At 33.2% G+C, this 14,986-nt stretch carries 15 protein-coding genes; 3 read left to right on the top strand and 12 right to left on the bottom strand.

Annotated features, from left to right (window positions below):
• Positions 1-396: 396 nt before the first annotated feature.
• The 4 genes from ACJMLZ_RS02490 to ACJMLZ_RS02475 all read right to left on the bottom strand — a co-directional run bounded on the left by ACJMLZ_RS02490 (position 397) and on the right by ACJMLZ_RS02475 (position 2,485).
• A complete protein-coding gene (locus ACJMLZ_RS02490) occupies positions 397-1,488 on the bottom strand; it encodes a radical SAM protein (RefSeq protein WP_405303792.1) in 1,092 nt (363 codons plus the stop codon).
• Complete coding sequence (locus tag ACJMLZ_RS02485; protein ID WP_405303791.1) at positions 1,489-2,100, bottom strand: TetR/AcrR family transcriptional regulator; 612 nt, start codon at positions 2,098-2,100, stop codon at positions 1,489-1,491.
• Between the two features lie 92 nt (positions 2,101-2,192).
• A complete protein-coding gene (locus ACJMLZ_RS02480) occupies positions 2,193-2,315 on the bottom strand; it encodes a hypothetical protein (protein WP_405303790.1) in 123 nt (40 codons plus the stop codon).
• The gene (locus tag ACJMLZ_RS02475) at positions 2,300-2,485 is read right to left on the bottom strand and encodes a hypothetical protein (RefSeq protein ID WP_405303789.1); all 186 of its coding nucleotides are present in this window, start codon (positions 2,483-2,485) and stop codon (positions 2,300-2,302) included. Before ACJMLZ_RS02475 ends, ACJMLZ_RS02480 begins: the two co-directional genes overlap by 16 nt.
• A 112-nt stretch (positions 2,486-2,597) precedes the next feature.
• Between ACJMLZ_RS02475 and ACJMLZ_RS02470 the strand changes: the two genes are divergently transcribed.
• From ACJMLZ_RS02470 to ACJMLZ_RS02460, 3 genes are read left to right on the top strand one after another with little or no spacing between them, the layout of a single operon-like run.
• Complete coding sequence (locus ACJMLZ_RS02470) at positions 2,598-3,731, top strand: TMEM175 family protein (protein WP_405303788.1); 1,134 nt, start codon at positions 2,598-2,600, stop codon at positions 3,729-3,731.
• A 30-nt stretch (positions 3,732-3,761) separates the two neighbouring features.
• Positions 3,762-4,187, top strand: coding sequence for a PaaI family thioesterase (locus ACJMLZ_RS02465; RefSeq protein WP_405303787.1), 426 nt, complete (start codon positions 3,762-3,764; stop codon positions 4,185-4,187).
• A 58-nt stretch (positions 4,188-4,245) separates the two neighbouring features.
• Entirely contained in the window at positions 4,246-4,383 is a 138-nt protein-coding gene (locus ACJMLZ_RS02460) for a hypothetical protein (protein ID WP_405303786.1), read from the top strand.
• Here ACJMLZ_RS02460 and ACJMLZ_RS02455 read toward each other — a convergent pair.
• From ACJMLZ_RS02455 to ACJMLZ_RS02420, 8 genes are all read right to left on the bottom strand, one after another.
• Positions 4,333-4,563: a hypothetical protein gene (locus tag ACJMLZ_RS02455; protein WP_405303785.1), complete on the bottom strand. Its 231-nt coding sequence runs from the start codon at positions 4,561-4,563 to the stop codon at positions 4,333-4,335. The two genes, ACJMLZ_RS02460 and ACJMLZ_RS02455, sit on opposite strands and share 51 nt — an antisense overlap.
• Before the next feature lie 256 nt (positions 4,564-4,819).
• Complete coding sequence (locus tag ACJMLZ_RS02450) at positions 4,820-5,632, bottom strand: acyltransferase (RefSeq protein WP_405303784.1); 813 nt, start codon at positions 5,630-5,632, stop codon at positions 4,820-4,822.
• A gap of 20 nt (positions 5,633-5,652) precedes the next feature.
• On the bottom strand, positions 5,653-7,290 hold the full coding sequence (locus tag ACJMLZ_RS02445; RefSeq protein WP_405303783.1) for a hypothetical protein: 1,638 nt from the start codon (positions 7,288-7,290) through the stop codon (positions 5,653-5,655).
• Between the two features lie 94 nt (positions 7,291-7,384).
• A complete protein-coding gene (locus tag ACJMLZ_RS02440; protein ID WP_405303782.1) occupies positions 7,385-7,984 on the bottom strand; it encodes a class I SAM-dependent methyltransferase in 600 nt (199 codons plus the stop codon).
• A 9-nt stretch (positions 7,985-7,993) separates the two neighbouring features.
• On the bottom strand, positions 7,994-9,313 hold the full coding sequence (locus tag ACJMLZ_RS02435) for a glycosyltransferase family 2 protein (protein WP_405303781.1): 1,320 nt from the start codon (positions 9,311-9,313) through the stop codon (positions 7,994-7,996).
• The gene (locus ACJMLZ_RS02430; protein ID WP_405303780.1) at positions 9,314-12,565 is read right to left on the bottom strand and encodes a CDP-glycerol glycerophosphotransferase family protein; all 3,252 of its coding nucleotides are present in this window, start codon (positions 12,563-12,565) and stop codon (positions 9,314-9,316) included.
• Between the two features lie 18 nt (positions 12,566-12,583).
• Entirely contained in the window at positions 12,584-13,612 is a 1,029-nt protein-coding gene (locus tag ACJMLZ_RS02425; protein ID WP_405303779.1) for an FkbM family methyltransferase, read from the bottom strand.
• Positions 13,613-13,627: 15 nt separating this feature from the next.
• Positions 13,628-14,986, bottom strand: a 1,359-nt coding sequence (locus ACJMLZ_RS02420; RefSeq protein ID WP_405303778.1) for a CDP-glycerol glycerophosphotransferase family protein, incomplete at its 5' end; no start/stop codon positions are given.

Below are 14,986 nucleotides of genomic sequence, written 5' to 3'. Positions count from 1 at the left end.
CCACTGACACCGTTCATGTCCTGATAGTTGCTTCCAGCGTAACCACCGTAATCTGCAGCGCAAACAATGCCTGCAGATGCAATAATGCAAAAGATTGCAAGTAAAGTTAATAATTTTTTATTGAGATTCATAAGTATCACCATTTTTCATATGTTGGGTATGAAATGCCGATTTAGGATATGACATTTCAAGGCACAAGTAACTATATGAAAACGGCCATATATAAAGTTTTTCGAATGTAAGTGCCCACTTGCATCTTAAAAAACAAAATAAACCAATATTATTTGAATAAACAAAAAATAAAAGAATTTAAAGAATTAAATTTTAATTTAAAGTTATAATTTTTTATTTTTTATTAGAATTAATTGGCCGATTTGCTTGGATTTATCAAAGAGATCAATTATCCAATATTCTTTCTACATCTTCCTTATGCTCAAACAGGACACACCCGCCTTCGTGGTCATCCATAAGAATCCCTCCGTCTCTAAGGGATCTGAATAATTTTGAATTTAAGGCTTCAAGAAGTGATGTGTCTTTGACGTTTATGTCTGAATAGGGTGATGCAGGGCAAGGTTCCGCTCCTCCCTGTGAATTGATATGGAAAAATCCTCTTCCTGCAGCCAGGCAGCCTCCGGAATCCTTTTCATCTCCTGGAAATGACATGAACAGCATGTCAGAATATTCTTTTCGAAGGTCTTCAATATTGTCCAATAATAATTCTCTTTCTTCATCGTTTGGAGCTATGTTTTTTGTTTCTTCATTAACCGGAACATATTCAATGAAAAACACTACCTTGCATCCAAAATCATGAAGTTTGTCGATGAATTCCCTTTCAACCAAAGAGGATAGGTTGCCTTTTGTAAACGTAAGTGATGCGCCAAAGATTACATTGTTTTTCTTCATAAGTTCCATGGAGTCAACCAGCTGTCTATAAACGCCTTTGCCTCTTCTTGAATCCGTGATTTTTTCATCCCCTTCAATCGATAAGATTGGAACTAGATTTCTGTTGTCGTCAAGCAATTTCAGGTAATCGTCATTTAGCATGGTTCCGTTTGTAAATATTGGAAATAGAATTTCGGGAAAATTGGACGCTTTAGTTATAATGTCCTTCCGGATCATTGGTTCTCCACCGGCAAGAACAATGAAGCTTATTCCCATTTCTTTTGCTTGGCTGAATATGTCTTCCCATTCTTCGGCTGTAAGCTGATTTGCCGGAGCATCATCACTGCATGCATTGTTGGCCCTTGAGTAGCATCCTGTACAATGCAGGTTGCAGCTGCTTGTAATGCTTGCAATTAAAAAAGCAGGGATGTTTTGATTATCCTTTTCATATTCTTGTCTGATTTTGGTGGCTTTTTTTGCAGATTTGGAAAATCTGAGTAAAAATAGGCTTTCTTTGGGATTTTTGATTGATGTGCGGATGGCATCTTTCACAATATGTTCAACCCCTTCGGCCAGATATTCCTGAATATTGAAATCATTTTCCATTCATCTCACCTTCACGCTTTCAAAAAGGAATTGGGCATGTTCTTCGGCTTCGCTGAAGAAGTCTTCAAGGACTTCCTGCGGTATGTCATCATATTTTGAGCATATCTCTAAAAGCAGATAAATCGGAAAACTGTAATACTGTTTGGCCAATAGCTTAGGATTGGAATCTTTGCGTATGACTCCTTTTTCTTTTAATAGTGTAAACAGCCCTTCCCAAAATACCAATGGCTTGACCAGTATTTCATTTTCGAAAAAGGATTTGATGATTTCATTGTGGTGCATTTGAATTAGAATTAGTTTCCAGATTTTAAGGTTTGTCTCTTGAAACAGCATTTCTTTTATTGCTTCGGATCCCTTGTGATAGAATAGTTCCGGATTTTCCAGTAGCGGATTATTTTCGCTTAATTGAATTTCTTCATCATCGATTTCGAATCCGCTTGTGAATTGATTAAATATGTCCATTAATATTTCTTCCTTTGAGGAATAATGGCTGTATATAGAACTCTTTTTTATTCCAACTTCTTCTGCTATTTCCCTTAGTGAAACTGAATCATAACCTTTTTTTGAAAACAAATCGAGAGAAACTTCAAAAATTTTTTCTTTGGTGTTCATTATTGCCTACCTATCGTTCGTTAGGTAAACTATGGTCTTTAGCATATATAAAATTAACTGATAAACATGAAAATTTTAAAACAGAGAAATTTCTATTTTTCCTTAACCAGTTCCTCTAATCTATCCAATTTTTCATTGACTTCATTTAATTTCTTATTTAAATATGAAATCAGTATTTCTGCCGTAAATGTGGCTGTAGCTACGCCGGACAACATGTAACCTCCCAAACTAGAACTAAATAGTTGATTTTACCTGCAATTGAAGTGCCAAGAACAGCATACCAGTTACTTGTAAATGCATTGGAAACCATAACCGGCGAATCCAGAGGATTTACATTTTCAACAATTTGGGTCAGCAGAAAACTAATGAAGATTATTTCAAACAATAATATTGCTCTAATTCCAAGCCCATTTGATTTTCATTTAGTAATATTTAATGTAAATTTTTTGAAGCATTCACTAAAAGTGTTTTATATGATTAATTTCAGATAATTTATTATGGACACGACTCGTTTTGAAACATTCATGGATGCAGTTCTTGCAATTATTATTACAGTTTTGGTTTTAAAGCTTACCCAGCCCGAAACCGCAACATGGGGGGCCATTTTAAATCTGAATATGAGGTACATAACATATCTCACATGTTTTATAATTATCTTCAACACCTGGTATAATGACCATAATCTATTCCAGATGGTTGATAAGATAAACAATTCCGTTGTTTTGGTGTATGGTGGTTTAATATTCATCATATCTCTTGTTCCTTACTTTGCGACATGGGTTGCCCTATATCCGGATTCCATTCCTTCCCAGGTCATGTTCGGGATGTTGTTTTTATTCACTAATGTTCTTTATACTGCATCTACATACTTGATAGTTAACGCAAATCCGTATAATGAGAAACTTAAGAAGGTTAATTTGAAGGATTACAGGAGATATATTCCAATTTTGATTATTTTGATTGGATTCTTGGTTACTTATACTGTTTATGTTCCGGGGATTTATGTTTCATGTATTCTGGCTACTTTCTATTGGTTTGTTTTATCGGTCATTGCAAAGTCTGAAATTGAAAGCAGCGAAAGGTTTGAAGCGTTATTCGATGCAATCGTGGCAATTATATTGACAGTCATCGTTTTGGAAATTCCTATGGCTGCAGGAGGGTCATGGGAGGCATTGTTTGATTTGAAATTGGAGTTTGTTGCATATATAATCAGTTTCATTGTTTGCTTCAATTATTGGAATTATAACAATAACCTGTTTGGAATTGTAAATAGGATTGACGGCAAGGTCATATGGTCAATTGGTGCTTCAATGTTTGTCTTGTCTTTGATTCCGTATTTGTCAACTTTTGTTGCGGAAAATTTCTATTCATTTGTCGCCCAGGCATGTTATGGGATTGATTTCATCGTTATAGCATTATTGTCAATAGTAACATCCAACGCTCTTAAAAATGTCGATCCGGCAAATATTGCCCTTTTGATGGTTTTGGATAATCATTATTATTTATCAACCGTGCTTGTTGTGGGTATAGGAATGATAATCGGATATTTTGTTTATCCTCCGGCGGTCATCTTTTCTTGTTTGCTTTCAATATTGTTGATTTGGTTTTGGCCCCATATTAAAAAATTGTAAAATCTATTTTCACAAATGTTAATTAGGCATATGTCAATAAATAATATTGGTGTTAAAATGGTTAACTTCAATACGATTGAAAGCGCTAGGGAATTTTTTTACAAGGATAAGTTTGCAGTAAATACTGGAATAACATTGGACGAGCTAAGTGAGGATGAGGCAATCTGCAGCTTAAGCCTGACTGATGAGCATAGAAATGCTTATGGGGGAGTAATGGGTGGAGTAATATTTACATTGGCGGATTTTGCATTTGCTGTTTTGTCCAACCAGATTCACCAGTTAACTGTTGCCCAACAGGTTGACATTCATTACCTGTCCGCTCCGAAAGGCGACAAGTTAATTGCAAAAGCAACCTGCAGGAAAAGCGGACGCACATCATCCATAATCAACGTGGACATCTCAGACGATACCGGCCGCGATGTCGCCCAGTTTATCGGAACAGGTTTTAAATTGTAATGTTTTGCTAGATTTAGGATTTTAGGCTTTGAAGGTGTATTAAAGGAGAAGAAAGGCATTGGCTCCGTGCAACGGAATGAGTCCAAATATTCTGGTGGCTTGCGTTGCAGTTGGGGATTGCAGAAATGAGTGCAGCGATGCGATATCAATATGCAGGGAATCCACATCCGCTGGCATCGATGGCATCAATAATTAAATGCTCAAAAAGCAGCTGATCATAACCATCAACGGATGTTCTAACAATTGTCAATACAATTTTAAAAAATAAGGGAATTGATGTTGATAGGACAGTTAATGTAAGTGAAATTTTAGATGAGTATGGTGTATCTGCAAAAGACCCTTTCAGATTAGATGGTGAAGCCGAAGAATGTGTCAAAATAATTAAGGAAAATTTGATTAAATTGATAGTTGAAAAGTCATGATTTGTTGCAATGTTGATTGAACCTACTAATTTATATTGTATAAAGTAATAATATATTGTTGACTAACAAGTCGTGAAAAAGCATAAAGTTCGAATCTACACTGCCGTAGTTTCGAATTTTTTTTTAAAAGATTGTAATTGTTGCGAGTGTAAACATTTATTTGCTGTCTTTTTTTGGCAAAAAGATGTTGTTTAAGAATTCATCTTTTTATTATTTGTCTTCCTCGCTTAAAGCAAAACGATTTTTATTGTTGTTTAAAAGGATAATTGTAAGGTATTCCAGGGATTCTTCGGCATTTGATTTCAATAGCTCTTCATCAATTTCATTGAAATCCAAGGTTGACTCATCACTTTTGTAAATGAAAAGTTCATTGCTGTATTCCTCCATCTTTTCAATATCCTCTGCACTCCATCCCTGAGTTGAATGTGGAATCCAGAATGTGTTGTCCTTGATTAAACGGACGGGACTGCCCGCGTATGTGACATTTGATGGGATAATCTTATTGGATACGATTGAACCTGCGCCGATTATTGAACCTGAATGAATTTGGCTGCCTTTGAAAACCATCGAATTTTGACCGAACCACACGTGATCTCCAATGAAAATGCTTTTTGCATGGTTCAACCTTTTATTGTCTTTTGTAGAATAGATTCCATGGCCGTCGGAAACCCTGATGACCACATTATATGAAAAGAAACAGTCGTTTCCGATAACTATGTTTTTGGCTTCTGATGCGACAATTGCGGTAATTCCGTTAAAGAAGTTGTTTTTTCCAATAAAACAGGTACTATCTATATTGAGTGAAATTGTCACCCGATAATCATGACTATTGCTTGATAAGTATAAAATGGAGTTGTTTTGATGAAAATCAATTCTGGAATCTTTTAATGTAACGCCTTCTTCACAAACAAGAATGTTGTTTTCTCCATGAACGTAAATCTGACTGTTTATTAGGTTTGGAACTTCACCTACAAATTCAATGGCTTCGTTTTCAAGAAGGTCTTCTCCTTTTGTAATTATCATAGTTTCACCAAAATCTTTTTTTATTTTTTCATTTCAAGTTCTCTTAATATTTCTGCCCTGATTCGAGCCTCCATTTCTTCTGGGGTCTCTTTCCTTTCAGGAGGCATGATCTCATCTTCTTGAGGATGTGAGTCCTCAACATTTTCATGTTGTATAGTATTTTCTTTTTTGAGCCTTTCAATCGCTTCTTCATGCTTTCTTGATAGATCCGCATCGGATTTGTCTTTTAGTTGTATCAGACTTATTAGAATTATCATCAACAGATAACAGACCAATAGATTAGCATACAGGTACCTGTTGTCCTGAACTGGTATTGAAAAGAAAACGATTATTATATTCAACAGGTTAGGCAGATAGACAAGGTATATGTCCTTGGATTTAGTTATTATGTGCATTAATATTAATAAAACTATTGCCAGGTACATGTACAGTGCAGGGCTATTGAATAGAGTATCCAAAATTATATTTACTCTAGCTTCATTTACAAATGCACTCAATAAATTGAATTTTCCGGTTCCCTCATTATAATTGGAAACATCTTCATAATTCGCCTCAGGTGTTGAATTGATTATTGAGAAGAATTTTTCCTTGGCGGCTTCTGCTCCAGGCCCTTTGCCGGTGATGTAATAGGCCTCTCCGGTCCAGTCGTTATCTCTTGTTATGTCCCATACAATATCTGCGGATTTGAATAGGTAGAATAGGGCGCGCTGCGGGTTTTGCAGTGAATATTTGACTGCCATATTCAGATATGTCTGTGGATCGTTGTGGTAAACCTCTTCATTGGAAATCCAGTTTATTGGATCCGAATAATAGATGTTGTATGATTTGTTAAGTTGGGTTTCGTTTATCATTTCATGTATCTTGTCGCTGTCTGAGGCATCCAAATCAAGATGCAGGTCATAGTCTGCCAGCATATGTGAAGTTTTGACAAAAACATAATCCTTTTGATTATCTTCAACATCATATGCAACATTCAGTGATGCAATCAGTAAAATGAACACTATTGTCAATGCAGGAAGTGCAATGCAGACTTTTTCGGATTCCTTTTTTAAAATCAGGTAAGCTGTAAGGATAATCAATAGGACTACTATTAGATAAATCCCGTTTAACCTTAATTGGGATACGAAGGCCATGACCACGGCCATGACTGCAACAAGTTTCAAATCAACTTTGCCTTTTTTATCAAGCATTACTTTAATCAGGAAACATAAAAACATTATGAAATAACTGAATAAAACGTCTTTCCATAATGTAATTGCATAAATCGCATTAATCGGAATTAGAGAGATTATTAATGTAAGGATTATCTGCAGAATAAATGTTTTGTTTTCACCGTCATCGTCACGGTGGTATTTGCAGATTATCATCCACATTGTAGAAAACACCAGTATCTGAAGAGCCGCTATGGATAAGGGGCTTGCATAAATTTTCAGGCATAGCATCTCAATGAACGTATGGAAAAACGGATGCCAATTGCTGAAATGGCCTGTAGCAATCTGGTGCAGCTGATTGAATGAATCATAAGTCAGAACACCTGGATTATATACATAAAGGTATGCTAAAAATATGATGAAAGGTATTAAAAATATTATTAAATCCCTATAATTTGGTTTTGAAATACTAAATGATTCATCCGATTTATCCGATTTAAGGTTCATAAATAAAATTCTATTCTAATTTATATATAAAAATTATCATGTTTCGCAATAAAAAAGTTGGATAGAATTAATTTTCTATCTTGAATAGCGGATTTTATCTTTTGATTTTTTGTAAAATCAAATCCATCTTATATTCGACATTGTCTATTCTGGCACTGATGTCTCCATCTTTTATGACTTCGGGTTTTCGGGCAACCAAAATGCTGTCATGCCATGGGGTTGAAGATTCATCATAATCGGTTCTGAACTCAATTATTTCGAAGTTGATGTATTTTGCCATTGCCTTCATGCCGTCTTCCTGGAATCTGTAGCAGTCATATGGATTTTTATGAACCGGACCTGCACTCGGCACGATTATGAAAAGCATCCCTCCGGGCTTCATGATTCTTTTAATCTCCTCAAGGGTCAACCAGAAATATTCGATATGTTCGAATGCTTGACCGGAAATAATTAAATCGTAACATTCATCTTCAATTTCATCCCATTTATATGGGTCTTTCACTATAATATCTACATTATTTCCTTCTTTTAAATCCAGACCATGATAAGTCCAATTATCTTCATTTAAAATCATTCCATAATTATAATCTCCGGATTTATCAAAAGACCCGATATCCAGTATTTTTAATTCGGTATCAGGATTCAAATAATTTTCTTTAAAGTATCTCATTTTTAAAACAGAACTTTTATGCATTCTTTCACCTTAAAATTTGTTTATTAATTTCCATAGTTTCTTTGATTTAATTGTATCCAATTCTGTTTTCAGGTTTGAATTTTCGCTTTTCAGATGTTCATTTGATTTAACCAATTCTTTATTTTTCAAATCTATGCTTTCCATATCCTTTTTTAATTCCATAAGTTTGTTGTTAACATTATTGTTTTGCTCTGTTAATGTTGTATTCTGATTTTTCAGGTCATTATTTCTATCATTGAGGTCACTATTCTGATTCTTCAGATTATTATTTTTGTTATTGAGCTCCTCATTTTGATTTTTCAGGTCATTATGTTTATTTTTCATGTTCAGATAGCTATTGCTGATTTCAACATTTAATTTAATGTTATCAATAGTCTCTTTTGCGTCATTGTATTTCCCATCAAACATGCATTTGATATATTCGCAAAATTGAGGATTGTCTTTAAAAATTTCTTTTTCAGCCAATTTTTTAAAGGAATCTGAGTTTATAATTCCATTTACTTCATCGATAGTCAAGTTATTTAAATTATATGCTCTTAAAATTTGTGTGGTGAAAAAGCCGATGTGCTTTTTGAAAACAAGTTCCTGGAAGTTATGGTCTATTGAATATTTTTCAAATAGCTCTGCAATTAAAGTATATGCTTTAATTAAGCCTAAAAGGTATTTTTCAGTAATTTTATATGAAACGGAGTTTTTGTGTATGTTTCTGAAATATATGTAGTGATAATTCAGAATAGTGGTTTTGTTGGAATGCAGTATAGCCTCCAATAAAAATATCAAATCTTGAGCAGGAATTCCTTCAGCAAATTTGATGTCATTTTCAACCAATAATTCCTTTTTAAATAACTTCGCTGAAATTGCAGGTGTGATATTTAATAAATTGGCGTCATCCACAGTTTCAAAAATTTCATTTCTACCTATCGGCAATGCAGGATTGTGTTCCAAAACACCATTGTCATAACAGTTAATATGTGACCCGATTGCAATGTCTGATTTATTATTCAAGAGCACTTCGCAGGAGTCAACTAAAAGCTGATCGTCTCCGTCAAGAAACAGCACATATTCTGCAGTTGATTTTTCAAGACCGATATTTCTTGGTTTTCCCGCAAATCCGCTGTTTTCATCTGTTTTAAAAACTTTAACATTTTCGTATTCATTTGAATAATCTTTTATGATTTTAAATGTATTGTCAGTAGAATTGTCATCTACAAAAATCACTTCAATATTTTCAAATCCCATTGTTTGGGATTTTATTGAATCGAATGCATTGCTGATGTCATTTTCTAAATTGAATGTTGGAATGATAATGGATAGTTTATACGCGCTCAATTAATCACCTTTGTTGTTTTTTAACATTTCAGTTGTTTTTCTAAGTGGCTTTGTTACTTTCCAACTATTTGAATTTAATAATGTGTCAATTTGTTTTTGTTTTCTTTCCAGTTCTTTATTCAATAAATCAATTTCATTATTTTTGGCTTCAAGTTTTTCTGTTAATTCATTTTTCTTAATGCGTTCTTTAGTTATTCTTTTTTCAAAATCAACATTTTTGTAAAAGTCATCTCCAAAACTTTTTAGAAGATTATTTAAGTCATCATTACTTAATTCTTGAGGTATCTCATCAATCGAATCATTCAATATGAAATCATAAACCCTTTTACAATTGTTTTTATCCCTAAACTCAAAGAAATCATCAACTCTCTTTTTATATTTGTCTTTCATTTCACAATCAAGGTTTACATAATTCATGATTAAATTAATCAGGCCTTCGGAACTTTTAGCAATCTCTCCAAAGCCCATTGTTTCATAATCAAAGAAACTGTTTTTAATATCAAAATGATAATCTTCTACAGCATGATAATAGATTATCGGTTTTTTGATATATGCAAAATCGAACACTACAGAGGAATAATCGGTAATTAGCAGTGAAGAGTGATTGAAAATGTCATTATATGTATGCGCACTTCCAGCATCCGATTTAATATTGTCGAATTCAACTGACGGATGTCTGTCAAATAGATGCAGATGTTCGTTTAAATTATGATGCGGTTTAAAAATTAATGTATACCCGTGCTTGTCTAAAAATCCGATCAGTTTCTCATCATTCAATAGGGAATTGTATGCCTTAAAGAATTCGGAATTTTTAAACTGCTCTTCGGTAAGGTGTTCCAGTGACCTTCTCCAGGATGGCATCACTACAATTTCTTTCCGGTCTTCTAATCTTTCACGATAATCATGCCTTGGAAGTCCTAAAAGCTGAACGGTGGACTCAGTATAATTGTATTGTGATTTTGGATTGAAAAGTGAACAGTATTCTGCTTTGGCTGAGGTTAAAACTAAATATAAGTATTTGTCATATCTATGAAGCCATGAGGAAATATCCTCTTTGATTACTCCATGTTGTAAGAAGTACACTTTTGCGGAAAAAAGCCCATTGTAAAACTTCTCCTGCTTATAGAACGGATTAATGACCACGGCATCTGCCTGGGATGAAATGATTTTTTCCGCATGGCATGCCAGTAGTTTGTGTTCTTCGGATCCCGCTTCAATAACATTTCCAATCTCGCTTAACCTCTTAAAATCTCTGGAGTCCTTATTTAAAACGAAATATTTTTCAATGCCGTCATCCTGTTTTAAAGCGTATTTGAAAAGATGCTCCGCATTGTCGTCAGCTACACTCGGCCTGTCCATAAATAGCCAGATTCTCCGATTTGCATATTCCATAAATGAATAATAATAATGTTTTCTAAAATTGATTATGTCATTGAACCCATGTCTGATTTGCGATTCAAAAAATTCAATGTTCGCTTTTTCTAACTCTAATAATTTAGGTATTGTATATCTGATTAATTTGAATGTATTGTTTTCAAAATGAACTAGATAATTTTCTTTTTTTGAATAAAAACTTTCTTCTGTAATTTTTGAGTAATTTTCCATTTTCACGTTCAGATAAAAGTTTTTCGGCCCATATAATACCCTAAGTTTAATGTTTGAATCTTCATATTCCTCTAAAGGAATATCAATTTCAAAATTGTAATGTGATATGTTGTCCAAATCCAAATATTTTTTTCCTCTTAATGGATATTCGATTTTTTTGGATTCGTAAACTTCCCCATGATTTTCCAAATACTTTTTGAGAACTTCATTTTTTGCAGTTTCATAAGTGTTCTTGTCAATATAATTTATCTTTAAAAATTCATCTTCTGAATTAATATCTTCAAGCATAATGTCTTCATCATTTAAATTAACATCTTTGGTGAAGTCGCTGAGCTTTAATTCATTCAATGGATTGTCTGAACTTATATTAAATAAGTTTGTTTTATATTTGCGTCCCTCATCGTTTAGATAGTTCCATTTTAAAAATCCGGGAATTCTTTTATTGACGTAATCTAACCAGTATTCCATAAACTCATTTTCACCATATTTCACCGCTTCGATTTTAACTTCCGGATATTTGAAGTATGATTTCAGATAGCCCAGCATATTTACATTATTTTTATGGATTTCAAAGGCATCAATATAAAATATGTGGTAATATAACTCGTCAATAATATGGCCGTTGACTGATTTTTTAACGTTATTTTCTCCCAGTTCTGTTTCCATTTTTCCATGTTTGAAAATTAGAATGTTGTATTTAAGATTTTTATCATGGTATCTTTGTTTTAGGATTATTTCGTCATCAATTTCCTGCAATATTTCATATAAAATGGATTTTAGTTTTTCAAGGTCTTCTTCGCCCAGAATTTCTTTAATGTTTCCCATATTGAAAATCCACTGAATATCATAAACGACCGTATATTTAATAAAATCATAGATTTCCCCGTATTTTGATTTGGAATAATTGAGAAGTTCTTTAAAGAAAATTTCAGACCTTTGAATATAATAATCTCTGCTTTTTACAGATAAATCCACAGTTGAATCATTCAAAAGTCTTTTTCTATAATAATAACTGGTCCTTGAAATCACGCCCAGCTTTCTTTTTTCTAAAAGAATTTTATTTATGAATATTGCATCTTCGGAAACAACTAGATGCGGATCAAAAATATAATCCTTTATTGCTTCCTTTTTAATAAATGATGCAGAAGCCGAAAGTTGAATGTAATCCGGATGTTCATCTAAATCAATCAGTTGTGTTGAACGATATTTATAGTTCAATATATGGTTTCCGCGCTGCCTGTCAAAGAATTTTATTGGAATCGAAACGACATCCACATCATTGTAATGGCTTTCAAAAAACTTATAAACAAGTTCCAGGGCATTTAGTTCTAGTTTGTCATCACTGTCAAGGAAATTAATGTATTTTCCTCTTGCAACTTTCATTCCATTGTTTCTTGCAGTCGCCTGACCCTGATTTTCCTGATAAATATAGTTAACGTTTTGAGGAAATCTTTTTTCATAATCCTTGCAAATCTCTTTTGATCCGTCACTGCTTCCGTCATCAACCAAAATCAATTCAACATCCTCAAAACCAATGCTTTGGTTTACAATACTTTCAATAGCCTCCTTTAAAAACTCTTCAGTATTATAAACTGCCATTACAACAGAAATTTTAAAATCATATTCATTTTTGTTTGGTTTTAACATATAATCACTGGATAAATTTTATTTTGCCCTACATTGAACAACAGTATCTCCTAAAAAAGGCCAAGGCTGTTCTTTAAACACTTCAAATTTGTATCCTACTTCTAGATTTGCAATCCAAGGAATTATTTCGAAATAATCGTTCACACTGTGGTAAATACTAATGCTTAATATCGGTTTTTGATTTTTAATAGTATTTATTGCTCCTTTCAACAAATCTCGCTCCGCTCCTTCAACATCGATTGTAATGTATCCGACATCTAAATCGTTTTCTTCGACAAATGTGTCCAAGGTTGTTTCTTCCACTTTGATTTCGTTGTCATAAGGTCGAGTGTCGGGATTACTTGTAATGCCCTGAACATTGGTTCCGGATAAGTATAACGTTCGCTCGCCGTTAATATTTCCTAATGATTTATTTATGGGGATTATATTTTGGATATTGTTATCGGCAATATTTTTATTCAATAGCTCAAATGATTCTTCGAAGGGTTCAAATGCATAAACATTTTTATCTGTTATTTTGGACAGAGGCAATGCGGTATCGCCTGTAAATGCACCTGCATCGATAATATCTTTATTTTTTATATGTTCCTTATCTTCATCAGTTAAATGCAAGTCAATAAATGCATGTAAATTATAATCTCCTGTGAATTTAAATCCTGCAATCTCGTTTTTATTCGAATTTGTTTTGTTGAATTCTGTAAATCTCTTCTGGTCGTTTAATTCGTGGTCAAAATAAAGTGAGTTTCTTGAAATCAAATTCACTGCCAAGGCCCTTAAAAAAATCCATTTATAAATGTTTTTTGATTCGCCGCTGAGGTGTTTAGTGGCTTCCTTGAATTTATCTTCAAAATCATCTCTAAAAAAATAATCGATGTATGTCCAATTACAAAAAGAACCTGCATGTCTGTATGATTTTATATATTCCTCTCTCAAATTAGTTCTTTTCTCATTTTTAAGCTTTTCAATTTCTTCAATTAATTGGGCATTTTGCTTTTTATAATAATTGTAAGAATTACTTTTTGTCAAAATCTTTTCTTTAAAACTCAAAAATAAATCCCCTGGTTAATTTTTCAAATTTAAAATTGCATCGTAAACTCTTCTACAGTTATTTTTGTCATTATATTTATAAAAAGTATCTACTCTATGTCTGTAAATATCTTTCATTTCACAATCATTTGTGAGATACTCGTTTGTAAGTTTGATTAATTCCCTTTCATCTTCAATCACTTCGCCAAAACCCATGGTTTTATATTTGAAATAGCCCTCTTTGAAGTTATAGTCCTTTGCATATTGATAATAAATCACCGGTTTTTTCATATATGAAAAATCAAAAGCTATTGAAGAGAAATCGGTAATTAACAAGTCTGATGTTTTGAACAGTTCCTGATAGGTGCTGTCATAATCGATTTTCACATAATCATTTTTGTCAAATAAATCAATGAACTCGTAAACAAAGTGATGGGGTTTAAATATGATTGCATATCCTTTTTCTTTTGCCAATTGTATTAAGTCCTCATTGTTTATTAGGGAGTTGACATGTTTGAAGTATTCGGAATTTTTGATATAGTTGGGAGTCATGTTGTGCAGGTCGGTTCTCCAGGATGGTGCGATAAGGATTTGCTTTGATGTTTCATTAGTTTTAGTTAGATTGTCAAATCTTGGAAAACCTAATGTTTCAATGATTTTCTCATCGTAATTGTATCCGGGATCTAAAAATGACTTTTTTTCCTCATCCGAAACGCAAACAATCAATTTCAGATTCTTATCAAACTTATGAAGCCATGAAGACACATTATCTTTTGTAACTCCGTGCTGCAGGAAAATTTTATCGGAGTTTATCAGTCCCGCATAGGAGGTGACATTCTTTTCATGAAACGGATTTAGTATGTTTTCATCGGGATGTGACGAGATTATTTTTTCTGCAAACAAATAGATGAACCTGTGTTTAATTGAATAAAATGGGGTGAGGTTTGAAAGGTTTGAAAGTCTTTTAAAATCACTGCTGTCCTCATTGACCGTGAAATATTTGTTGATTCCATCTTTCTGGGTGATTGCATATTTATATAGATGCTCTGCATTATCGTCTGCATTTTCTCTTCGGTCCATAAATAGCCAAATGCGTTTATTTCTATAAAATGGATATAATAATGTGTAAACAAATCGGAAAAATAAAACTGAGGTGTAATATGATTCCTTTCTTTTTAAAACCCTTAATAAAATTGGAATCTCGGATTTAATCATTTTGAGATAGCTGTAATTTGAAATGTGGAATCTGTTGTTTTCAAATTTAAGGAAGTGATTTTTGGATATGCTGTAATTGCTTAGCTGTGACATTCGTGCATGTTCTGCAAAATCAATTTTTAAAGCCCATGCAGAATTTTCAGCCGAATTTATTCCGTTAAATCGGGCAAGTATCTCAAT

Source organism: Methanobrevibacter sp., from assembly GCF_045126245.1.
In the GTDB taxonomy this organism is placed as follows: Archaea; Methanobacteriota; Methanobacteria; order Methanobacteriales; family Methanobacteriaceae; genus Methanocatella.
Note: the sequence above shows the minus strand (reverse complement) of the source record. Positions and strands in the feature narration are given on the sequence as shown.